Origin of the sequence: Streptomyces sp. 3211.6, from assembly GCF_003634815.1 — a bacterium.
Classification (GTDB): Bacteria; Actinomycetota; Actinomycetes; order Streptomycetales; family Streptomycetaceae; genus Streptomyces; species Streptomyces katrae_A.
In genome coordinates this window covers 1,570,960-1,593,912 of the sequence record NZ_RBXC01000001.1, presented here as the reverse complement: position 1 = coordinate 1,593,912, position 22,953 = coordinate 1,570,960, and the positions used below count along the sequence as shown (strand labels likewise).

The 22,953-nt window shown below is 69.0% G+C and carries 13 protein-coding genes and 3 rRNA genes; 10 read left to right on the top strand and 6 right to left on the bottom strand.

What is annotated here, in order from left to right:
- Nucleotides 1-126 precede the first annotated feature (126 nt).
- Both BX286_RS07430 and BX286_RS07425 read right to left on the bottom strand, forming a co-directional pair.
- Nucleotides 127-1,329, bottom strand: coding sequence for a lipid-transfer protein (locus BX286_RS07430; RefSeq protein ID WP_187344106.1), 1,203 nt, complete (start codon nt 1,327-1,329; stop codon nt 127-129).
- Nucleotides 1,326-1,775 carry a Zn-ribbon domain-containing OB-fold protein gene (locus tag BX286_RS07425; protein WP_185117250.1) on the bottom strand — a complete coding sequence of 150 codons (450 nt, stop codon included), beginning with the start codon at nt 1,773-1,775 and terminating at the stop codon, nt 1,326-1,328. Before BX286_RS07425 ends, BX286_RS07430 begins: the two co-directional genes overlap by 4 nt.
- Before the next feature lie 124 nt (nt 1,776-1,899).
- Between BX286_RS07425 and BX286_RS07420 the strand changes: the two genes are divergently transcribed.
- Complete coding sequence (locus BX286_RS07420; protein ID WP_079424829.1) at nt 1,900-2,409, top strand: NUDIX domain-containing protein; 510 nt, start codon at nt 1,900-1,902, stop codon at nt 2,407-2,409.
- On the opposite strand, the gene BX286_RS37830 is transcribed toward BX286_RS07420, so the two are convergent.
- The gene (locus BX286_RS37830; RefSeq protein WP_121014756.1) at nt 2,400-4,076 is read right to left on the bottom strand and encodes a serine/threonine-protein kinase; all 1,677 of its coding nucleotides are present in this window, start codon (nt 4,074-4,076) and stop codon (nt 2,400-2,402) included. The two genes, BX286_RS07420 and BX286_RS37830, sit on opposite strands and share 10 nt — an antisense overlap.
- Before the next feature lie 280 nt (nt 4,077-4,356).
- On the bottom strand, nt 4,357-6,978 hold the full coding sequence (locus BX286_RS07410; protein WP_261993380.1) for a glycoside hydrolase family 31 protein: 2,622 nt from the start codon (nt 6,976-6,978) through the stop codon (nt 4,357-4,359).
- A 210-nt stretch (nt 6,979-7,188) separates the two neighbouring features.
- On the opposite strand from BX286_RS07410, the gene BX286_RS07405 reads away from it, so the two are divergent.
- A complete protein-coding gene (locus BX286_RS07405; protein ID WP_121014755.1) occupies nt 7,189-9,165 on the top strand; it encodes an acetoacetate--CoA ligase in 1,977 nt (658 codons plus the stop codon).
- A 71-nt stretch (nt 9,166-9,236) separates the two neighbouring features.
- Nucleotides 9,237-10,151, top strand: coding sequence for a hypothetical protein (locus BX286_RS07400; protein ID WP_121014754.1), 915 nt, complete (start codon nt 9,237-9,239; stop codon nt 10,149-10,151).
- A 102-nt stretch (nt 10,152-10,253) separates the two neighbouring features.
- Here the strand turns inward: BX286_RS07400 and ptsP are convergent, their stop codons facing one another.
- Together ptsP and BX286_RS07390 are read right to left on the bottom strand one after the other, a co-directional pair.
- The gene (ptsP, locus tag BX286_RS07395) at nt 10,254-11,924 is read right to left on the bottom strand and encodes a phosphoenolpyruvate--protein phosphotransferase (RefSeq protein WP_079424822.1); all 1,671 of its coding nucleotides are present in this window, start codon (nt 11,922-11,924) and stop codon (nt 10,254-10,256) included.
- An 89-nt stretch (nt 11,925-12,013) separates the two neighbouring features.
- Nucleotides 12,014-12,463, bottom strand: a complete 450-nt coding sequence (locus BX286_RS07390) for a PTS glucose transporter subunit IIA (RefSeq protein ID WP_079424820.1) — start codon at nt 12,461-12,463, stop codon at nt 12,014-12,016.
- A 693-nt stretch (nt 12,464-13,156) separates the two neighbouring features.
- Between BX286_RS07390 and BX286_RS07380 the strand changes: the two genes are divergently transcribed.
- The 7 genes from BX286_RS07380 (at nt 13,157) to BX286_RS07350 (ending at nt 22,950) form a co-directional block, all read left to right on the top strand.
- Nucleotides 13,157-14,682, top strand: a 16S ribosomal RNA gene (locus BX286_RS07380).
- 279 nt (nt 14,683-14,961) lie between these two features.
- Nucleotides 14,962-18,080, top strand: a 23S ribosomal RNA gene (locus tag BX286_RS07375).
- A gap of 74 nt (nt 18,081-18,154) precedes the next feature.
- Nucleotides 18,155-18,271 (top strand): 5S ribosomal RNA (rrf, locus tag BX286_RS07370).
- The 16S, 23S and 5S rRNA genes sit together here, the layout of an rRNA operon.
- 131 nt (nt 18,272-18,402) lie before the next feature.
- The gene (locus BX286_RS07365; protein WP_079424818.1) at nt 18,403-18,993 is read left to right on the top strand and encodes a CDP-alcohol phosphatidyltransferase family protein; all 591 of its coding nucleotides are present in this window, start codon (nt 18,403-18,405) and stop codon (nt 18,991-18,993) included.
- Between the two features lie 101 nt (nt 18,994-19,094).
- Nucleotides 19,095-21,593 (top strand): mannose-1-phosphate guanyltransferase, encoded by a 2,499-nt coding sequence (locus BX286_RS07360; RefSeq protein WP_079424817.1) that lies wholly within the window; start codon nt 19,095-19,097, stop codon nt 21,591-21,593.
- Between the two features lie 122 nt (nt 21,594-21,715).
- Nucleotides 21,716-22,621: a DUF881 domain-containing protein gene (locus BX286_RS07355; protein WP_121014753.1), complete on the top strand. Its 906-nt coding sequence runs from the start codon at nt 21,716-21,718 to the stop codon at nt 22,619-22,621.
- The gene (locus BX286_RS07350) at nt 22,618-22,950 is read left to right on the top strand and encodes a small basic family protein (protein WP_030158423.1); all 333 of its coding nucleotides are present in this window, start codon (nt 22,618-22,620) and stop codon (nt 22,948-22,950) included. The genes BX286_RS07355 and BX286_RS07350 overlap by 4 nt, the downstream gene beginning before the upstream one ends.
- Nucleotides 22,951-22,953 lie beyond the last annotated feature (3 nt).

Sequence of the window (22,953 nt, the reverse complement as noted above, 5' to 3'; positions counted from 1 at the left end):
GCTGCGGGGGTCCCGGCGCGGGACCGTGGGGAGAGTGTGAACCCGCCGCCGGGGAGCGTCAAGCACCCCGGCGACAGCACTTCTCCCGGCCCGCCCCGCCCGCTGGTGAAGGGCACCCGGCACTTCTCAGCGCACCGCCACGACGGCCGAGCCGTGCCCGAACAACCCCTGGTTCGCGGTGATCCCCACCCGCGCCCCCGGCACCTGCCGGGCCCCCGCCGTCCCGCGCAGCTGCCAGGTCAGCTCGCACACCTGGGCGATGGCCTGTGCCGGCACCGCCTCCCCGAAGGAGGCCAGCCCTCCGCTGGCGTTGACGGGCACCCGCCCGCCGAGCGCGGTCGCCCCCTCCCGGACGAGCTTGGCCCCCTCGCCCTCACCGCACAGGCCGATGTCCTCGTACCACTCCAGCTCCAGCGCGGTCGACAGGTCGTACACCTCGGCCAGCGACAGGTCCTCCGGCCCCACCCCCGCCTCCTCGTACGCCGCCCGTGCGATCGACGCCCGGAAGGAGCCCGCCGCCGCAGCCACGGCCACCACCGAGTCGGTGGCGATGTCCGGCAGGTCCAGCACGGTACGCGGATACGTGGGCGTCACCGTCGACACCGCCCGGATCCGCACCGGGTCGGCCACCCCGCGCGCCCGCGCGAACTCCATGCCGGACAGCACCAGGGCCGCGCCCCCGTCGGAGGTCGCGCAGATGTCCAGCAGCCGCAGCGGATCGGCGACCACCGCGGAGGCCGCCACCTCCTCGGCCGTCACCGCCTTGCGGTAGCGGGCGTTCGGATTGAGCGCCCCGGCCGCCGAGTTCTTCACCTTGACCTGCGCGAAGTCCTCACCGGTGTCCCCGTACAGGGCCATCCGGCGGCGCGCGTAGAGCCCGAAGTACGCCGGGTTCGTCGCCCCCAGCACCCGGAACCGCAGCCAGTCGGGATCGTCCGGCCGGTCACCGCCGGCCGGGGCGAAGAACCCCTTCGGCGCGGCGTCCGCACCCACCACCAGCACCACGTCGGCCAGCCCGGCCAGGATCTGCGCCCGCGCCGCCCCGAGGGCCTGGGCCCCGGAGGCGCAGGCCGCGTAGACGCTGGTCACCCGGGCGCCCTGCCAGCCGAGCGCCCGCGCGAAGGTGGCCCCCGCGACATAGCCCGGGTAGCCGCCGCGCACCGTGTCGGCGCCGACCACGGAATCCACGTCGGTCCACTCCAGCCCGGCGTCGGCGAGCGCGGCCGTGGCGGCGGCCCGCCCGTACTCGACGAAGCTGCGGCCCCACTTGCCCCACGGGTGCATCCCGGCACCCAGCACGGCGACCTCCCCGCCGGCCTGCCCGCTCACCGCGCCCCCTCCACCGGCTTGAACTGCCAGGTCGTCCAGGTGGTCCCGGCGTCCTCGTTCAGCACCCCGCCGACCACCTCCACCTCCATGCCGACCGCCAGGCCGGCCACGGTCACCCCGGGCGCAGCCTGCCCGAGCACGACCATCCCCTCCGCCTCCAGTTCCACCGCGACCAGCGTGTACGGCTCCCACGGCGCGTCCGGATCCGACACGTACGGGGCGGGCGGCCGGTAGCGGCCGTCCGTGTAGGACCAGACCCGGCCGCGCGGCGACAGCGGCACCTCCACGAGCGAACCGCCGCCGGGACAGCGGGGATTGCGGCAGTAGGCGTCCTCGCGCGGGAAGAACACCGCCGTGCAGGCGGAACACCGCGTCCCGAGCAGGCGGAAACCGCCCGGCGTATCGGCGAACCAGCCGCTGACCACGGGTGTACGTGTGCGTGCCAAGACCCCTCCCGGAATACCCGAACCTGACGATCCGTCAGAAGTCTGCCACGCCGGACCCCGGGCGCACAGCGGCAGGAGGCGCCAACCCGCCTCGCCCCGCAGGCCCTTGGCATACGATCACCGCATGCCGGTACAGCTGAGGGACTCGCACTGCTCCACCTGCGGAGCCCCTTTCGACACCGCCGACTGGCCCCGCACGTGCACCGCGTGCGGCACGGCCACCTACCGCAACCCGCTCCCGGTGGCCGTGGCCCTGCTCCCCGTCGAGGACGCCTCGGGCACCGGCCTGGTGGTCATCACCCGCACGATCGAACCCGCCAAGGGCGGCATCGCCCTGCCCGGCGGATTCATCGACTTCGGCGAGGACTGGCGCGAGGCGGTGGTCCGCGAACTGCGCGAGGAGACCGGCATCGAGGCCCCCGCGACCGAGGTGACCCTCGCCGACGCCCTCAGCTCCCCGCACGGCCACCTCCTCCTCTTCGGCCTCCTCCCGGCCCGCCCGGCCTCGGCCCTCCCGCCTTCGAAGCCCACCGACGAGACGACGGGCTGGCACGTCCTCCACGCCCCGACGGACCTGGCCTTCCCCCTCCACACCCAGGCCGCCAACGCCTGGTTCGCGGGCTGTTACGCCTGACAGCCGGGCTGGGCGGACAGTGCCGCACCGGACTCTCCGGACTCGAGCTTCTGCACGGCGCCGCCACTCGAGTCGTGCAGGCTTTTCAACTGGTCCGCCACCGCCTGGAGACCCTCCGCGAACTTCGCCTGGTCGTTGGCGTCGAGCGCGTCCGTTCTCTCCTTCATGTCCGCGTAGGCGGCGGCTCTGTCCTCGTACTCTTTGACGGCGCCCTGCTGGGTTGCCGGGCCGTCCTTGACGGGCGGGGCGCCCGCGTTTCGGAGTGCGGTGCTCAGCGCCCCGTACGCCTCCGAGATCTGCTGGAACGCCTGGGAATCGGTCCTTTTGACGTCTGCCGGCTTGGCGCCGGCTGCGCTCGCACGCTGGATCGCGGCGTTGGCGTTGCTGATCTTCTGCAATTGGGGCTGGGCCGGGTCGCAAAACCGCTTGGCCCAGGCGTTCACGCCGACGGCTGGACTGGCAGCGTCCGTCGACGGATTCTGCGCGGACTCGTGCGTGGGGAGGGTCGCCCACAGAATGCCGCCGACCAGCAGCACGGCCGCCGCAGCCGTCGTGGCGACGATCCACCGGCCTTTGCGGGACGGGCGCCCACCCGGTTCGACCGGGCCGTTCCGGCGCGTCGGGAGCGGTCCCGCGGGTGGTCGGGGCCGGGACTTCTCCGGCCCCGGCGGGACGGGCGGCGCGGGCTCCTGCCGGGCCGGCGGCCGGTGGGGAGCGGTGCGCGTCGGAGCCTGGTCGGGCGTCGGGACGACATGGGTGGGGGGCTCCGGCGGGGGCGGTGCGGGGGTGCGCTGCGGCTCCGTGCCGATCACGGCGAGGCGACGGGCCGCCGTCTCCCCGTCCAGCCGTTGCCCGGGATCCTTCGACAGCAGCCCCAGCAGGACGGGTGACAGGTCCGCGGCGCGCCGTGGCGGTGACGGTTCCTCGAAGAGGAGCGCGGTGAGGGTGGACACGTCGGAATCCCGGTCGAAAGGGCCCTGGCCCTCGACCGCGAAGTACAGCGTGGCACCGAGCGAGAACAAGTCCGACGCCGCTGTCGGCGCCGATCCATGGGCCCGTTCCGGTGCGATGTAGCGGGGGGTTCCGATCACTCCGGAGGCCGTGGTGAGCCGGGGCTCACCGGAGTCCTGCTGAAGGGCGATCCCGTAGTCGGCCAGCATGACGCGCCCGCCGTCCCCGGCGGACGAACCGTCGGTGACGGGACCGGTCAACAGGATGTTGGCGGGCTTGACGTCCCGGTGGAGGATGCCGAGCCGGTGGCCCTGGGACAGGGCGTCGAGCACGGCCAGACCGATCCGCGCGGTCTCGGCCGGTGGCAGCGGACCGTACTCGTCCACCACCCGGCCCAGATCGCTCGCGCCGGGCACGTACTCCATGACGATCCAGGGAAGGCCCTCTTCTTCGACGACGTCGTACACCGTGACCACGTGGGGGTTGCCACGCAGTCGCGCCGAGTGCCGTGCCTCGCCGCGGGCTCTGTTGATCCGGGATTCCCTCTCCGCCCTGGGGGTGTCGGGCGGGAAGGCGATCTCCTTGATGGCGACGTCACACGCCAGTTCCCGGTCGTGGGCGAGCCAGACCCGCCCCATGCCGCCGACGCCGAGCTTGCGCTGGAGCCGGTAGCGCCCGGCGATCACCCGGCCAACGGCATCGTCCCTGCCTGTCATGCGTGCCTTCCCTGGAGTCCCGGGTGGGTGGGCGGTCACAGGTTCGCTGGTGCACCCCGTCGGCCATGCGGGACAGGGTGACGACCACGAGGGTCCCGTCCGGCCGGGGCGAGCGCCGGCCTTGAGGTGCGGCCTGACCTTGCGACGAAATGATCGCGGCCGGAGCCGAGTGATCGGCCCGCACCACGCCGACCGCCCCGCCCTTGGCCCCGATCGGTGTCACCCCGACGCCCATGGCTCCGCCGGAGCCGGCGCCGTGGGCATGGAGCGGCCTTCGCACTCACGGCGGACACTCCCGGCCCAAAGCCCGCCCCGGCCCCGCACCCCAGCCCGGTTCCCCGGACCGGGCACGGCCCTGGCCGTCCCTGACCCCGCCGGCCGCCCCGCACCAACCGCTCGACCGGCCCGAAGCGCCGAACACCAAAGCCCGCCCCGCACCCCACCCCAGCTCCCCGGACCGGGCACCGCCCCCGACCCCGCCCGCCGGGCACTGCCCGTCCACCCTCCTCTGGCCCGCAACCTCACGCCCGGCCAGGGCAACGGCGGTCCACCCCCTACACCCCCGCACCTCCACCCCGCTCACCACACCCCCCGCCTCGTCCGCCACCACCACCGCCTCCCCGGCCCACCGCACGGTGTACCGCTCCACCTCGCCCGCCCCGAACCCCGCCCCCGGGTCCCGGATCACCACCCCGCCGCCGGTCCGCCCCCGCGCCGGGGCCCACGCCTCCAGCCCCACCGAGCCGTCCGCACGCCGCACCGGCAGCACCGACCCCGCCCGCGCCAGCACCGGGGTGCGCCCCGGCGGGGCGTCCAGCAGCACCTGGGCCGGCCCCTCGTGCGCGGCCCCCGTCGCCGTGTCGTACCACCGCCCCCGGGGCAACCGCACCGCCCGCCGGTCCGCCCCGCACTCCAGCACCGGCGCCACCAGCAGCGCGTCCCCCAGCAGGAACGCGTCCTCGCAGTCCCGCAGCCGCCGGTCCTCCGGCGCCCCCCACCACAGCGGCCGCACGTACGGCGCCCCCGTCCGCCGGGCCAGGTGCGCCAGCGTCACGAAGTACGGCCGCAGCCGCTCCCGCTCCGCCAGCACCCGCGCCGCCTCCCGCTCCACCTCCGGCCCGAACTCCCACGGCTCCCGCCGCCCCGCCCATATCGCCGAATGCGTCCGGAACAGCGGCAGGTACGCCCCCAGCTCCAGCCACCGCAGGTACAGCTCCGGCGACGGCGAACCCCCGAAACCCCCCACGTCCGGCCCCGAGTACGGCACCCCGCACAGGCCGAGCCCCAGCACCAGCGCAAGCGACGCACGCAGCCCCTCCCAGCTGCTCTCCACGTCACCCGACCACGTCCCCCCGTACCGCTGCATCCCCGCCCACCCCGACCGGGAGAACAGGAACGGCCGCTCGGCCGGCCGCAGCCGCACCAGCCCCTCCCACCCCGCCCGGGCCATCGCCAGCGCGTACACGTTGTGCCCCTCCCGGTGGTCGCCCCCCGCGCCCTCCAGCACGTGCCGCGCCGACCGGGGCAGCGTCGCGTCCCCCCAGGGCGCGAACGACACGGGCTCGTTCATGTCGTGCCAGAACCCCGAGAACCCCTGCGCCAGCCGCTCCCCGTAGAGCCGCCCCCACCACTCCCGCACCGCCGGATCCGTGAAGTCCGGATAGGCGCACTCACCCGGCCAGACCTCCCCCCGCACCTCCCGCCCCTTCCCGTCCCGCACGAACGCCCCGTGCGGCCCGACCTCCAGCCCCGCCGCGTGCACCGCGTCCCCCGCCTTCACCGCCGGGTCCACGATCGACACCAGCCGCACCCCGGCCGCGCCCAGCTCCCCGGCCAGCCCCGGCAGGTCCGGGAACGCCTCCCGGTCCACCGTGAACACCCGGTGCCCGTCGTAGTGGTCGATGTCCAGGTGCACGGCCGACAGCGCCAGTCCGCGCTCCGCGTACCCGGCCACCACCCGCCGCACCTCCGCCGCGCTCCCGAACCCCCACCGCGCGTGCTGGTACCCCAGCGCCCACTCCGGCGGCACCGCCGGCGCCCCCGTCAGCCCCGCCCACCCCTGAGCCACCCGCGCCGGAGTCCCCACCAGCACCCAGCACCGCAGCGGCCCGCCCTCCAGCCGCAGCTCGCTCCACCCGGGCCGGTCCGCCCCCGACCCGGCCCCCTCCTCACCCTCGCGCAGCACCACCCGCCCGTCCCACGTGTTGTCGTAGAACGCCAGGTGCGTCCCCGCGTCCGCGACCACCACCTGCACCGGCATCGTGATGTACAGCGGATCGGTGTCCGGCCCGAACCCGCCCTTCGGATCGGTGTTCCACAGCCGGTACTCCCCGTCCCGCAGCCGCGGCCCCCGCGCCCGCCCGCCCAGCCCGAAGAACCGCGCGTCCGCCTGGACCTCCGCCCGCTGGAGCCACCGCGAGCCGCCCCCGCCCGCCCCCTCCACCGGATCCCACCACCGCGGCGGCAGCTCCCGCCGCAGCACCGCCCCGCCAGGCGTCCGCACCTCCAGCGCCCCGTGCCGCGACACCGCCACCGTCACCCGCTCCGACACCACCCGCCAGCCACCCCCGGTGTCCGGCTCCAGCACCGCCCGCGGATCGGGCTCCGGGCCCCCGCCCAGCACCGCGTACGAGGGCTCCGGCCCCGCCCCGTCCCAGCCCCAGAACACCGCACCGCCCACCCCCACCCGCACCGTCAGCCGGCTGCGCGCGAACCGCAGCACGCCCCCGCCCGGACGCGGCTCCGTACCCTCCAGCGGCCCCGGCACCCGCGCCCGCTCCGCACCCCGCGGAACCAGTCCCTCCGCGTCCGTCCGCCGGTGGCGCAGCACCGCGCGCCAGGCGCGCCGCCCGCGCGCCGTACCGATCTCTTTCACCGCACGCACCAGTTCACGACCGTCCATGACGGTCACCCTGCCACCGGCCCCCGGCCGAGCGGGCGGCGTTCAGCTGCCGTTCACCCGGGAAGGCAACGGCACGGGCGCCGGGGACGGCTCTGGTGCGGATGTCGATCACATGGCATCGTCCCAGTGGGCCGCCGCGCGCACACCGACGCACCGGTGGCACCGTACGCACACGAAGCGCGAGCCACAGACTTGACCGGGAGCCGACCCATGACCTCTGCCACACAGCCGGAACCCCTCTGGTCCCCGGGCCCCGACAGGATCGCCGCGGCCCGCGTCACCGCCTTCCAGGCCTGGGCCGCCGAACGCTTCGGCGCCCCCGCAGACGGCGGCTACCCGGCGCTGCACCGCTGGTCCGTCGACGAGCTCGACACCTTCTGGCAGGCCGTCGCCGAATGGTTCGACGTACGGTTCACCACCCCCTACGAGAGCGTCCTCGCCGACCGCTCCATGCCCGGCGCCCGCTGGTTCCCCGGCTCCACCCTCAACTACGCCGAGCACGCCCTGCGCGCCGCGGAGGACCCCGCCCGCGCCCAGGACCCCGCCCTCCTGCACGTCGACGAGACCCACGAACCCACCCCCGTCACCTGGGCCGAGCTCCGCCGCCAGGTCGGCTCCCTCGCCGCCGAACTCCGCGCCCTCGGCGTCCGCCCCGGCGACCGGGTCAGCGGCTACCTCCCCAACATCCCCGAAGCGGTCGTGGCCCTCCTCGCCACCGCCGCGGTCGGCGGCGTCTGGACCTCCTGCGCCCCCGACTTCGGCGCGCGCAGCGTCCTCGACCGCTTCGAGCAGGTCGAACCCGTCGTCCTGTTCACGGTCGACGGCTACCGCTACGGCGGCAAGGAGCACGACCGCCGCGAGACCGTCGCCGAGCTGCGCGAAGGCCTGCCCTCCCTGCGCGCCGTCGTCCACATCCCGCTCCTGGGCACCCCCGCCCCCGAGGGCACCCGCGCCTGGTCGGAACTGACCTCCGGCGCCACCGAACCCGTCTTCGAACCGGTCCCCTTCGACCACCCCCTGTGGATCCTCTACTCCTCGGGAACCACCGGCGCGCCCAAGGCGATCGTCCAGTCCCAGGGCGGGATCCTCCTCGAACACCTCAAGCAGCTCGGCCTCCACTGCGACCTCGGGCCCGAAGACCGGTTCTTCTGGTACACCTCCACCGGCTGGATGATGTGGAACTTCCTCGTCTCCGGCCTCCTCACCGGCACCACCGTCGTCCTCTACGACGGCAGCCCCGGCTTCCCCGACACCGGCGCCCAGTGGCGCATCGCCGAACGCACCCGGGCCACCCTCTACGGCACCTCCGCCGCCTACGTCATGGCCTGCAACAAGGCCGAGGTGCACCCGTCCCGCGACTTCGACCTCTCCGCCGTCAAGTGCGTCGCCACCACCGGCTCCCCGCTGCCGCCCGACGGCTTCCGCTGGCTCCACGACGAGGTCGCCGAGGACCTGTGGATCGCCTCCGTCAGCGGCGGCACGGACGTGTGCAGCTGCTTCGCCGGCGCCGTCCCCACCCTCCCCGTCCACATCGGCGAACTCCAGGCCGCCTGCCTCGGCACGGACCTCCAGTCCTGGGACCCCTCCGGCAAGCCGCTCACCGGAGAGGTCGGCGAGCTCGTCGTCACCGCCCCCATGCCCTCCATGCCGATCCACTTCTGGAACGACGCCGACGGCAGCCGCTACCGCGACAGCTACTTCGAGATGTTCCCCGGCGTCTGGCGCCACGGGGACTGGATCACGATCACCGACCGGGGTTCCGTCGTCATCCACGGCCGCTCCGACTCCACCCTCAACCGGCAGGGCGTCCGGATGGGCTCCGCCGACATCTACGAGGCCGTCGAGCGCCTCCCCGAGATCAAGGAATCCCTGGTCATCGGCCTGGAGGAGCCGAACGGCGGCTACTGGATGCCGCTCTTCGTCCACCTCGCCCCCGGCGCCGTCCTCGACGAGACCCTGCGCAAGAAGATCGCCGCCACGATCCGCGAGCAGCTCTCCCCCCGCCACGTCCCCGACGAGGTCATCGAGGTCCCGGCCGTCCCGCACACCCTCACCGGCAAGCGCATCGAGGTCCCCGTCAAGCGCCTCCTCCAGGGCACCCCGATGGCCAAGGCGGTCAACCCCGGCTCGGTCGACAACCCGGACCTGCTCGCCTTCTACGAGGAGCTCGGCCGCACCCGGAGGTGACTGTCAGTGGTCGTGACTACTCTGAGTGAGCAAGCCGTCGCGCCGCCCGGCGCGCCACTCAGGGGGAAACCATGAACACCACGCCCAAGCCGTCACGAGCCGCCTCCCGCCTCCGCCGCGAGCTGCGCCGCGAGGTCCCCAGCACCGTCGGCCTCCTCGCCGACGCCCGGGACTTCGCGGCCATGCGGGACTACCGCAGCTTCGCCTTCGACCACCACGACGAATACGCCGACTACCTCCGGCACGTCGATGCCCTGCTGCGCTCCCTCGCCGCCCAGGGCATCCACACCACCGTCGCCCTCTTCGACCCCGACGAGTACGAGCACTACTGCGCCGAACACGGCCTGGACCCCGACAGCGCCCCGACGCGCACCCGCTTCACCGCCGAACTCGCCTGCGGCCCCGCCCTGCCCTACGCCGGCCAGCCCGTCGAGGAACTCGTACCCCTCCTCCTCGACGCCGCCGCCCGCCAGGCCACCTGGGAGTACGCCGGCGCCGTGCTCGCCGGGGTGGGGGAGTGCGCGGACTGCGGAGAGGACATCGGCCGGGCCTCCTTCGAACGGGCCTCCGCCCTGGTGAGCCGCCTCGTCGACGGTGCCGGCCCCGGCCACCACCACCTCGTCTGCAGCATCCCCACGGACGAACAGCAGCTCATCGCCGTCCTGCATGCCGAGGCGGCGGCCGAACCCGGCGCACCCCTGCGCGCCGAGGGCCGCGACCAGCTCGACTTCGTGACCGTCCTGGCCGCCGGCCTCGCCCTCGGCGGCGCCGGCGGACTGGTCCTGCGCAGCAGCACCGAGGGCTTCCACGACCGGGTCCACGGCTGGCGCCTGGACCACGGCCGCCTGCTGCCCCTCTCCGCCGCAGCGGTGTTCGACGCCTACTGCACCGACGCCGACACCGGCGACCCCGTCGCCCCCGAACCGGGCGTCGAGTACTGCCCCGGCTACGAGGTCGACGCCCCCGGCCCCCACGGCCGGCCGTAACCCCTCGACCTTCCCCGTAGCCCTCCCCTCGGCCCTCCGGAAAACGGCCGAGGGGCCCCCGCCCACGGCGAAGGCCCCTCGGCCGGTACGACACGCGCCCGGCTATTCGCCCGACAGCACCGCCTGCGCCGCCACCCGCGCCTCCTCGGCACTGTCCGCGGCCCGCGCGGCCGCCGCCGCGCGCTCGCACTGCGCGAGGGTGTACTTGGCGAGCGTCGCCCGCACGTACGGGATCGAAGCGGCACCCATGGACAGGGAGGTGACCCCCAGACCGGTCAGCACACAGGCCAGCAGCGGGTCCGACGCGGCCTCACCGCAGACACCACAGCTCTTGCCCTCCGCCTTGGCGGCCTCCGCCGACATGGCGATCAGGTCGAGCAGCGCCGGCTGCCACGGGTCCTGCAGCCGCGACACCGCACCGACCTGACGGTCGGCGGCGAAGGCGTACTGCGCGAGGTCGTTCGTGCCCAGCGACAGGAACTCGACCTCCTGCAGGATCGAACGCGCCCGCAGCGCGGCGGAGGGGATCTCCACCATCGCACCGAACTTCGCCACCAGACCGGCCTCGCGGCAGGCGTCCGCGAACGCCTTCGCGTCGATCCGGTCGGCCACCATCGGGGCCATGACCTCGAGGTAGACCGGCAGCCCCTCCGCCGCCTTCGCCAGCGCCGTCAGCTGCGTACGCAGCACCTCCGGGTGGTCCAGCAGCGTACGCAGACCACGCACGCCCAGCGCCGGGTTCGGCTCGTCCGCCGGGGTCAGGAAGTCCAGCGGCTTGTCGGCGCCCGCGTCCAGCACGCGCACGACCACCCGGCCCTCGGGGAAGGCCTCGAGCACCTTGCGGTACGACTCGATCTGCTTCTCCTCGGACGGAGCCTTCTTGCTGTCGTCCAGGAACAGGAACTCGGTGCGGAACAGACCCACGCCCTCGGCCCCGGCCTCCACCGCCGCGGGCACGTCCGCCGGACCGCCCACGTTCGCCAGCAGCGGCACCTTGTGACCGTCCGAGGTGGCGCCCGGACCGGAGGAGGCGGCCAGCGCCGCCTTCCGCTCGGCGGCCGCGGCCTCCAGCTCGGCCCGCTTCTGCGCGGTCGGCTCCACGAACAGGTCACCGGTGCTGCCGTCCACGGCGATGACCGTTCCCTCGGCGATCTCCCCGGCACCCGGCAGCGCCACGATGGCCGGCACGCCCAGCGCCCGCGCGAGGATCGCGCTGTGGCTGGTCGGGCCGCCCTCCTCGGTCACGAAACCGAGCACCAGCGCGGGGTCCAGCAGCGCGGTGTCCGCGGGCGCCAGGTCCCGCGCGATCAGCACGTACGGCTCGTCACTGTCCGGCACACCCGGCATCGGCACGCCCAGCAGGCGCGCCACGATCCGGTTGCGCACGTCGTCCAGGTCGGCCACCCGGCCGGCCATGTACTCGCCCGCCCCCGCGAGCAGGTCGCGGTAGGACGCGAACGCGTCGTACACGGCCCGCTCGGCCGTGCTGCCGACGACGATCCGCCGGTCCACGTCCGACATCAGCTCGGGGTCCGTGGCGATCATCGCCTGGGCCTCGAGCACGTGCTGGGCCTCGCCGCCGGCCAGCTGGCCGCGCGCGATCAGGTCGGCCGACACGGCCTCCACGGCCTGACGGGCGCGCCCCTGCTCGCGCTCCGCCTCGTCCGCGGAGATCTGCTTCGCCGGCGGCTCCAGCACGGCCGTACCCATGTGCCGCACCTCGCCGATCGCCACACCGTGGCTCACGCCGACGCCTCGCAGCGTTGTCTCCATTTCACCCGTCTCCGATTGAGCGGCGGCCGCAGCCGCCGCGGTGGATGTCCGACTCGCCTGTGTGGGAGCAGGCGGACGCCTTGACGCCTTTACTGCCAGCTGAAGAGGGCGTCGTCGGTCTTGACGTCCCCGGACTCGACCACGCCGGAGAGCGAGTCGGCCGTGGCCTCCAGCGCCACGACAGGGCACACGGGGGACTTGCCGGCGGCCTCGACGGCGGCCGGGTCCCAGCGGATGACCTCCTGGCCGCGGACCACCGTGTCGCCCTTGTTCACGAGCAGCTCGAAGCCCTCGCCGTTGAGCTGGACGGTGTCGATCCCGAGGTGCGTCAGCACGCCGTGGCCCTCACCGTCGACCACGACGTACGCGTGCGGGTGCAGGGAGACGACCACACCGTCGACGGGGGACACCGCCGCGGCGGGCTCGCGCACGGGATCGATGGCGGTGCCCGGACCCACCATCGCGCCGGAGAACACCGGGTCGGGCACTGCCGCGAGTCCGATGGCGCGTCCGGCAAGTGGGGACGTCACGCTGGTCATGGGGGCCTCCCAGGGGGTGGGGCTGCTTCGTGTGAAGGATATTGCACAGCTTGTACGGGTTCGCCCGATGCCGGTCCCCGACCCGGGCTGACCCTTCGACACGGAGACTAGTGGACTAGACCGGTGGACTAGACCATACGCGTGAATGGATTTGCCTGCGCCTCACGGGGCCTGTACTGTCGTGACTCCCGCCGAGACGTGTTCCGTGAACATCTCGCGAACAGTCGATGGACGGGACTCCTCCTCAAGCAGTGACGATCTCGATCCCCACTTCTTTCGGCATGCCTTTTCGGCACGGCTGTGAGTGGTCGGAGAGAGGGAAAAGCGCTGATAGAGTCGGAACCGCCGGAAAGGGAAAGCGCGAAAGCGCAGGACCTGGAAAGCAAGCGAGAAAGACTCTGATAGAGTCTGAATCGCAAGAACGAAAGCCCGGAGGAAAGCCCCAGTAAGTGTTACTGAGGGTGAGTACAAAGGAAGCGTCCGTTCCTTGAGAACTCAACAGCGTGCCAAAAATCAACGCCAGAAGTTGATACCCCGTCCACTTCGGTGGATGAGGTTCCTTTGAAAAAGACCTGTCGGGCCTTCGGGCACTGGCAGGCGACAAACACAGCGAGGACGTTGTGGTCAGTCGGTCTTATTCCGACCGTGACTGGCCCGCTCTTTCGTGCGTGTGCACCGGATTACCGGTAAACATTCATGGAGAGTTTGATCCTGGCTCAGGACGAACGCTGGCGGCGTGCTTAACACATGCAAGTCGAACGATGAACCTCCTTCGGGAGGGGATTAGTGGCGAACGGGTGAGTAACACGTGGGCAATCTGCCCTTCACTCTGGGACAAGCCCTGGAAACGGGGTCTAATACCGGATACGACTGCGGGAGGCATCTCCTGTGGTGGAAAGCTCCGGCGGTGAAGGATGAGCCCGCGGCCTATCAGCTTGTTGGTGGGGTAACGGCCCACCAAGGCGACGACGGGTAGCCGGCCTGAGAGGGCGACCGGCCACACTGGGACTGAGACACGGCCCAGACTCCTACGGGAGGCAGCAGTGGGGAATATTGCACAATGGGCGAAAGCCTGATGCAGCGACGCCGCGTGAGGGATGACGGCCTTCGGGTTGTAAACCTCTTTCAGCAGGGAAGAAGCGAAAGTGACGGTACCTGCAGAAGAAGCGCCGGCTAACTACGTGCCAGCAGCCGCGGTAATACGTAGGGCGCAAGCGTTGTCCGGAATTATTGGGCGTAAAGAGCTCGTAGGCGGCTTGTCACGTCGGATGTGAAAGCCCGAGGCTTAACCTCGGGTCTGCATTCGATACGGGCTAGCTAGAGTGTGGTAGGGGAGATCGGAATTCCTGGTGTAGCGGTGAAATGCGCAGATATCAGGAGGAACACCGGTGGCGAAGGCGGATCTCTGGGCCATTACTGACGCTGAGGAGCGAAAGCGTGGGGAGCGAACAGGATTAGATACCCTGGTAGTCCACGCCGTAAACGTTGGGAACTAGGTGTTGGCGACATTCCACGTCGTCGGTGCCGCAGCTAACGCATTAAGTTCCCCGCCTGGGGAGTACGGCCGCAAGGCTAAAACTCAAAGGAATTGACGGGGGCCCGCACAAGCGGCGGAGCATGTGGCTTAATTCGACGCAACGCGAAGAACCTTACCAAGGCTTGACATATACCGGAAAGCATTAGAGATAGTGCCCCCCTTGTGGTCGGTATACAGGTGGTGCATGGCTGTCGTCAGCTCGTGTCGTGAGATGTTGGGTTAAGTCCCGCAACGAGCGCAACCCTTGTCCTGTGTTGCCAGCATGCCCTTCGGGGTGATGGGGACTCACAGGAGACCGCCGGGGTCAACTCGGAGGAAGGTGGGGACGACGTCAAGTCATCATGCCCCTTATGTCTTGGGCTGCACACGTGCTACAATGGCCGGTACAATGAGCTGCGATACCGTGAGGTGGAGCGAATCTCAAAAAGCCGGTCTCAGTTCGGATTGGGGTCTGCAACTCGACCCCATGAAGTCGGAGTCGCTAGTAATCGCAGATCAGCATTGCTGCGGTGAATACGTTCCCGGGCCTTGTACACACCGCCCGTCACGTCACGAAAGTCGGTAACACCCGAAGCCGGTGGCCCAACCCTTGTGGAGGGAGCTGTCGAAGGTGGGACTGGCGATTGGGACGAAGTCGTAACAAGGTAGCCGTACCGGAAGGTGCGGCTGGATCACCTCCTTTCTAAGGAGCACAGTACCGATTGCAGGCAAATGTTCTGCACGGTCAGCTCATGGGTGGAACGTTGATTAGTTGGCACAGTCAGATCTGAGAAGTCGTGAGTACTGCTTCGGCGTGGAAAGCGTGATTCGATGAGTGACTGTGCTTGGCACGTTGTTGGGTCCTGAAGGCACGGCCGTCTGGTCAGTCTTCAGTGCCGGCCCCGGTAAAGCTCTGTTTCGGCAGGGTGTGACGGGTGGCTGGTCGTTATTTGAGAACTACACAGTGGACGCGAGCATCTGTGGCCAAGTTTTTAAGGGCGCACGGTGGATGCCTTGGCACCAGGAACCGATGAAGGACGTGAGAGGCCGCGATAGGCCCCGGGGAGCTGCCAACTGAGCTTTGATCCGGGGGTGTCCGAATGGGGAAACCCGGCAGTCGTCATGGGCTGTCACCCATGCCTGAACACATAGGGCATGTGGAGGGAACGAGGGGAAGTGAAACATCTCAGTACCCTCAGGAAGAGAAAACAACCGTGATTCCGGGAGTAGTGGCGAGCGAAACCGGATGAGGCCAAACCGTATGCGTGTGATACCCGGCAGGGGTTGCGCATGCGGGGTTGTGGGAATGAGCTTCAGTCGTCTGCCGGCGGCTGGGCGAGTCAGAAACCGTTGATGTAGTCGAAGGACATGCGAAAGGTCCGGCGTAGAGGGTAAGACCCCCGTAGACGAAACATCAGCGGCTTGCTTGCTCATCTCCCAAGTAGCACGGGGCCCGAGAAATCCCGTGTGAATCTGGCGGGACCACCCGCTAAGCCTAAATATTCCCTGGTGACCGATAGCGGATAGTACCGTGAGGGAATGGTGAAAAGTACCGCGGGAGCGGAGTGAAATAGTACCTGAAACCGTGTGCCTACAAGCCGTGGGAGCGTCGGACGTACTTGTACGTCTCGTGACTGCGTGCCTTTTGAAGAATGAGCCTGCGAGTTAGCGGTGTGTAGCGAGGTTAACCCGTGTGGGGAAGCCGTAGCGAAAGCGAGTCCGAATAGGGCGATTGAGTTGCACGCTCTAGACCCGAAGCGGAGTGATCTAGCCATGGGCAGGTTGAAGCGGAGGTAAGACTTCGTGGAGGACCGAACCCACCAGGGTTGAAAACCTGGGGGATGACCTGTGGTTAGGGGTGAAAGGCCAATCAAACTCCGTGATAGCTGGTTCTCCCCGAAATGCATTTAGGTGCAGCGTCGTGTGTTTCTTGCCGGAGGTAGAGCACTGGATAGGCGATGGGCCCTACCGGGTTACTGACCTTAGCCAAACTCCGAATGCCGGTAAGTGAGAGCACGGCAGTGAGACTGTGGGGGATAAGCTCCATGGTCGAGAGGGAAACAGCCCAGAGCATCGACTAAGGCCCCTAAGCGTACGCTAAGTGGGAAAGGATGTGGAGTCGCAGAGACAACCAGGAGGTTGGCTTAGAAGCAGCCACCCTTGAAAGAGTGCGTAATAGCTCACTGGTCAAGTGATTCCGCGCCGACAATGTAGCGGGGCTCAAGCGTACCGCCGAAGTCGTGTCATTGCAGCAATAAGCCCCAACGGGTGTTGTGATGGGTAGGGGAGCGTCGTGTGCCGGGTGAAGCAGCAGCGGAAGCTAGTTGTGGACGGTTCACGAGTGAGAATGCAGGCATGAGTAGCGATACACACGTGAGAAACGTGTGCGCCGATTGACTAAGGGTTCCTGGGTCAAGCTGATCTGCCCAGGGTAAGTCGGGACCTAAGGCGAGGCCGACAGGCGTAGTCGATGGACAACCGGTTGATATTCCGGTACCCGCTTTGAAACGCCCAATATCGAATCCTCTGATGCTAAGGCCGTGAAGCCGTTCCGGACCCTTCGGGGAAAGGAAAGTGGTGGAGCCGCCGGCCCAAGGTGGTAGTAGGTAAGCGATGGGGTGACGCAGGAAGGTAGTCCAGCCCGGGCGGTGGTTGTCCCGGGGTAAGGGTGTAGGCCGAGGGGTAGGCAAATCCGTCCCTCATATAAGGCTGAGACCTGATGCCGAGCCGATTGTGGTGAAGTGGATGATCCTATGCTGTCGAGAAAAGCCTCTAGCGAGTTTCATGGCGGCCCGTACCCTAAACCGACTCAGGTGGTCAGGTAGAGAATACCGAGGCGTTCGGGTGAACTATGGTTAAGGAACTCGGCAAAATGCCCCCGTAACTTCGGGAGAAGGGGGGCCATTCCTGGTGATGAGACTTGCTCTCTGAGCTGGGGGTGGCCGCAGAGACCAGCGAGAAGCGACTGTTTACTAAAAACACAGGTCCGTGCGAAGCCGTAAGGCGATGTATACGGACTGACGCCTGCCCGGTGCTGGAACGTTAAGGGGACCGGTTAGTGACCTTTCGGGGTTGCGAAGCTGAGAACTTAAGCGCCAGTAAACGGCGGTGGTAACTATAACCATCCTAAGGTAGCGAAATTCCTTGTCGGGTAAGTTCCGACCTGCACGAATGGCGTAACGACTTCTCGACTGTCTCAACCATAGGCCCGGTGAAATTGCACTACGAGTAAAGATGCTCGTTTCGCGCAGCAGGACGGAAAGACCCCGGGACCTTTACTACAGTTTGATATTGGTGTTCGGTTCGGCTTGTGTAGGATAGGTGGGAGACTTTGAAGCAGCCACGCCAGTGGTTGTGGAGTCGCCGTTGAAATACCACTCTGGTCGTGCTGGATGTCTAACCTCGGTCCGTGATCCGGATCAGGGACAGTGTCTGATGGGTAGTTTAACTGGGGCGGTTGCCTCCCAAAGGGTAACGGAGGCGCCCAAAGGTTCCCTCAGCCTGGTTGGCAATCAGGTGTTGAGTGTAAGTGCACAAGGGAGCTTGACTGTGAGACCGACGGGTCGAGCAGGGACGAAAGTCGGGACTAGTGATCCGGCGGTGGCTTGTGGAAGCGCCGTCGCTCAACGGATAAAAGGTACCCCGGGGATAACAGGCTGATCTTCCCCAAGAGTCCATATCGACGGGATGGTTTGGCACCTCGATGTCGGCTCGTCGCATCCTGGGGCTGGAGTCGGTCCCAAGGGTTGGGCTGTTCGCCCATTAAAGCGGTACGCGAGCTGGGTTTAGAACGTCGTGAGACAGTTCGGTCCCTATCCGCTGTGCGCGTAGGAATATTGAGAAGGGCTGTCCCTAGTACGAGAGGACCGGGACGGACGAACCTCTGGTGTGCCAGTTGTCCTGCCAAGGGCATGGCTGGTTGGCTACGTTCGGGAGGGATAACCGCTGAAAGCATCTAAGCGGGAAGCCTGCTTCAAGATGAGTATTCCCACCTCCTTGAGAGGGTAAGGCTCCCAGTAGACGACTGGGTTGATAGGCCAGATGTGGAAGCCCGGTAACGGGTGGAGCTGACTGGTACTAATAGGCCGAGGGCTTGTCCTCAGTTGCTCGCGTCCACTGTGTTAGTTCTGAAGTAACGAACTCGCCTTGCCGGCTTGAGTTCAACTTCATAGTGTTTCGGTGGTCATAGCGTTAGGGAAACGCCCGGTTACATTCCGAACCCGGAAGCTAAGCCTTTCAGCGCCGATGGTACTGCAGGGGGGACCCTGTGGGAGAGTAGGACGCCGCCGAACAATCATTGTGGGAAAGCCCCGCACCAGTCATGGTGCGGGGCTTTCTTGCGTTTACGGGGCCGGTCGTGGACTCCTGTAGGGTCAGGGGAGCATAGATTCGACATTTCTACAGTCACAGTGGAGGCCCCCGGGTGGAGGTCCAGGAGACTCGGGTCCAGACTGACCGAATTTTCACCATTCCGAACATCCTGAGCATGGCCCGTCTCGTGGGCGTGCCGCTGTTCCTCTGGCTCATCCTCGCGAAGCACGACGGTTGGGCACTGCTCGTGCTCATGCTGAGCGGCGTCAGTGACTACCTCGACGGAAAACTCGCGCGGCGCTGGAACCAGATCAGCAAACTGGGCCGGCTCCTGGACCCCGCCGCCGACCGGCTCTACGTCCTGACCACGCTCTTCGGGCTCACCTACCGGGGGATTCTGCCGCTGTGGCTCACCGCCGCGCTGCTGGCCCGTGAGGCAATGCTGCTGGTCATGGTGTGGATCCTGCGCCGGCACGGCTATCCGCCGCCCCAGGTCAACTTCCTCGGCAAGGCCGCCACCTTCAACCTGATGTACGCCTTCCCCTTGCTACTGCTCAGTGACGGTACGGGGTGGTTGGCCTGGATGGCGTCCGTTTTCGGATGGGCGTTCGCAGGTTGGGGTACAACGCTCTATTGGTGGGCAGGAATCCTTTACGTGGTGCAAGTCCGCCGTCTGGTGAAGGCGGACACCACGGCCGATTGAGCTCACTCGGCGCCGGTGCTGACGCGGAGGAGTAGCGGAGTATCCGTCCGAGACGGGTGAGGTCGGCCAGACCGTCATCTCTCTAGGAGGACTCTTCCGACATGAAGGCCGTCGTGATGGCCGGTGGCGAAGGTACGCGGCTTCGCCCCATGACCTCAAGCATGCCCAAGCCGCTCCTGCCGGTGGCGAACCGGCCGATCATGGAGCACGTGCTCAGGCTGCTCAAGCGGCATGGGCTCAGCGAGACCGTGGTCACCGTTCAGTTCCTGGCGTCACTCGTCAAGAACTACTTCGGTGACGGCGAGGAGCTCGGAATGGAGCTGACCTACGCCAACGAGGAGAAGCCACTCGGCACCGCCGGCAGCGTGAAGAACGCCGAGGAGGCCCTCAAGGACGACACGTTCCTGGTCATCTCCGGCGACGCGCTCACCGACTTCGACCTCACCGACCTCATCAACTTCCACAAGGAGAAGGGCGCACTGGTCACGGTGTGCCTCACCCGGGTGCCGAACCCGCTGGAATTCGGCATCACCATCGTGGACGAAGAGGGCAAGGTCGAGCGCTTCCTCGAGAAGCCGACCTGGGGGCAGGTGTTCTCGGACACCATCAACACCGGCATCTACGTCATGGAGCCGGAGATCTTCGACTACGTCGACCCCGACGTCTCGGTCGACTGGTCCAGCGACGTCTTCCCGAAGCTGATGAAGGAAGGCCGGCCGATCTACGGCTACGTCGCCGAGGGCTACTGGGAGGACGTGGGCACCCACGAGAGCTACGTCAAGGCCCAGGCCGACGTCCTCGAAGGCAAGGTCCAGGTCGAGATGGACGGCTTCGAGATCTCGCCCGGGGTGTGGGTCGCCGAAGGTGCCGAGGTGAGCCCGGACGCCGTCCTGCGCGGCCCGCTGTACATCGGTGACTACGCCAAGGTCGAGGCCGGGGCGGAGATCCGCGAGCACACCGTCATCGGGTCGAACGTGGTCGTCAAGAGCGGGGCCTTCCTGCACAAGGCCGTCGTCCACGACAACGTCTACATCGGGCCGCACAGCAACCTGCGCGGCTGCGTCATCGGCAAGAACACCGACATCATGCGGGCCGCCCGGATCGAGGACGGCGCGGTCATCGGTGACGAGTGCCTCGTCGGCGAGGAATCGATCGTCCAGGGCAACGTCCGCGTCTACCCGTTCAAGACGATCGAGGCCGGCGCCTTCGTCAACACCTCGGTGATCTGGGAGTCCCGCGGGCAGGCCCACCTGTTCGGTGCGCGCGGCGTCTCCGGGATCCTCAACGTGGAGATCACCCCCGAGCTGGTGGTGAAACTCGCCGGCGCCTACGCGACGACCCTCAAGAAGGGGGCGATCGTCACCACGGCACGCGACCACTCCCGAGGCGCCCGCGCGCTCAAGCGCGCCGTGATCTCGGCGCTCCAGGCCAGCGCCATCAACGTGCGCGACCTGGAGAACGTACCGCTGCCCGTGGCCCGCCAGCAGACGGCCCGGGGCGCCGCGGGCGGGATCATGATCCGGACCTCGCCGGGTGTGCCGGACTCGGTGGACATCATGTTCCTCGACGAGCGGGGAGCGGACCTCTCGCAGGCGCAGCAGCGCAAGCTGGACCGCGTCTACGCACGTCAGGAGTACCGCCGGGCCTTCCCCGGGGAGATCGGCGACCTGCAGTTCCCCTCGAGCGTCTTCGACTCGTACACGGGCTCGCTGCTGCGGCGGGTGGACACCACCGGGATCGCCGACTCCGGCCTCAAGGTGGTCGTGGACGCCTCGAACGGCAGCGCCGGACTCGTCCTGCCCAGCCTCCTCGGGCGGCTCGGGGTGGACGCGCTGACGATCAACCCCGGCCTGGACGAGTCCCGGCCCACCGAGAGCACCGAGTCGCGGCGCGCCGGACTGGTCCGGCTCGGGGAGATCGTGGCCTCGGCGCGGGCGGCCTTCGGCGTGCGCTTCGACCCGGTCGGCGAGCGGATCTCCCTGGTGGACGAACGCGGCCGGATCATCGAGGACGACCGGGCGCTGCTGGTCCTGCTGGACCTCGTGGCGGCCGAGAAGCGCAGCGGCAAGGTGGCCCTGCCGGTGACCACGACCCGGGTCGCCGAGCAGGTGGCGGCGTACCACGGCACCCAGGTGGAGTGGACGACGACTTCGCCCGACGACCTGACCCGGGTGGGCCGCGAGGAGACCACGATCTTCGGCGGCGACGGCCGGGGCGGGTTCATCGTCCCGGAGTTCAGCAGCGTCTTCGACGGATCGGCGGCCTTCGTCCAGCTCATCGGGCTGGTCGCGCGCACGCAGCTCACGCTCAGCCAGATCGACTCCCGCATCCCGCGGGCGCACGTCCTCAAGCGGGACGTGCCCACCCCGTGGGCGGCCAAGGGGCTCGTGATGCGGCGGGTCGTGGAAGCGGCCGGGGAGCGGCAGGTGGACACCACCGACGGCGTGCGCGTGGTCGAGGCCGACGGCCGGTGGGCCCTGGTCCTGCCGGACCCGGCGGAGGCCGTCACCCACCTGTGGGCCGAAGGCCCCGACGACGCGTCCGCACAGGCCCTGCTGGACGAGTGGGCCGCGGTGGTGGACGGAGCCGGCCAGCACTGACCGGAATCCCGCCCGTACGCGCGTGCGGAGCGGGACAGGAATACGGCGGGCCGGGTGCGGGAGCCATCCGCCCCGGCCCGCCGGAAGGCCGCATTCGGTATGGGCGGCGCCGACATGCGACGATGTGCGGCATGTCGCAGCCGCCCAACAACCGGAGTTCGGCCACACCGCCCGCGCGCCCGGACGCGTCCATGTCGCTGCTGACGCACGTGATGGACCACAGCCTCGACGAGGGCTATGCGGAAGCCTCCGCGCGGCGCGAGGCGGAGGGTACGGCGGGGCTGCCGCGCACGCTCAGGGCCAAGCTGGCGCTCGCCGCGGGGCTGGTGCTCGCCGCGCTGGTCGTCACGCTGGGTGCGGCACAGGCGCGGGCGACGGCGCCGGTGCTGGCCAAGGAGCGCCAGGAGCTGATCGACCGGGTGGAGCGGGCCGACCGGCAGGCGGACACCCTGGAGCGGGACATCGAGCGGCTGCGGACCGAGGTCGCGGACCGTCAGCGCGAGGCGCTGAAGCAGCAGGGCGGGCAGCAGGCCCAGCTGGTGGCGTTGCTGGCGGGTGCAACCGAGGTGCACGGTCCTGGCGTCAAGCTTGTGGTGGACGATGCCAAGGGGTCCTCGTCGGGCGGCGGAGGCGGCCCGCGCGAGAGCGCCGGGTTCTCCGACACCGGACGGGTCCGGGACCGTGACATGCAGCGGATCGTCAACGGGCTCTGGCAGTCCGGCGCGGAAGCCGTCTCGATCAACGGGCAGCGGCTCACGGCGCTGTCGGCGATCCGGGCGGCCGGTGACGCGATACTGGTCGACAACAGGCCACTGGTGCCGCCGTACGAGGTCCTCGCCATCGGGGACGGGAAACGGCTCGGCACGGTGTTCCAGGACTCCGTGGACGGGCAGTACCTGCACGTGCTGCAGGAGAGCTACGGGATCCGCTACACCCTGTCCCCGGTGGGCGAGGTGAAGCTGCCGGCCGCGTCGAGTCTCACCGTGCGGACGGCCACTGCAGAAGAGCCGAAGAAGGGTGCGTCGTGATCGCGGTACTGGGCCTCGTGGCGGGAGTGGTGGTCGGACTTCTCGTCCGCCCCGAAGTGCCGGCCGTGGTGGAGCCTTATCTGCCGATCGCCGTCGTGGCGGCCCTGGACGCGGTGTTCGGCGGTCTGCGCGCGATGCTGGACGGGATCTTCGTGGACAAGGTCTTCGTGGTGTCGTTCCTGTCGAACGTGGTCGTCGCCGCGCTGATCGTCTTCCTCGGCGACAAGCTGGGCGTCGGCTCGCAGCTGTCGACCGGTGTGGTCGTCGTCCTCGGCATCCGGATCTTCTCCAACGCGGCGGCCATCCGCCGGCACGTCTTCCGGGCGTGAGGC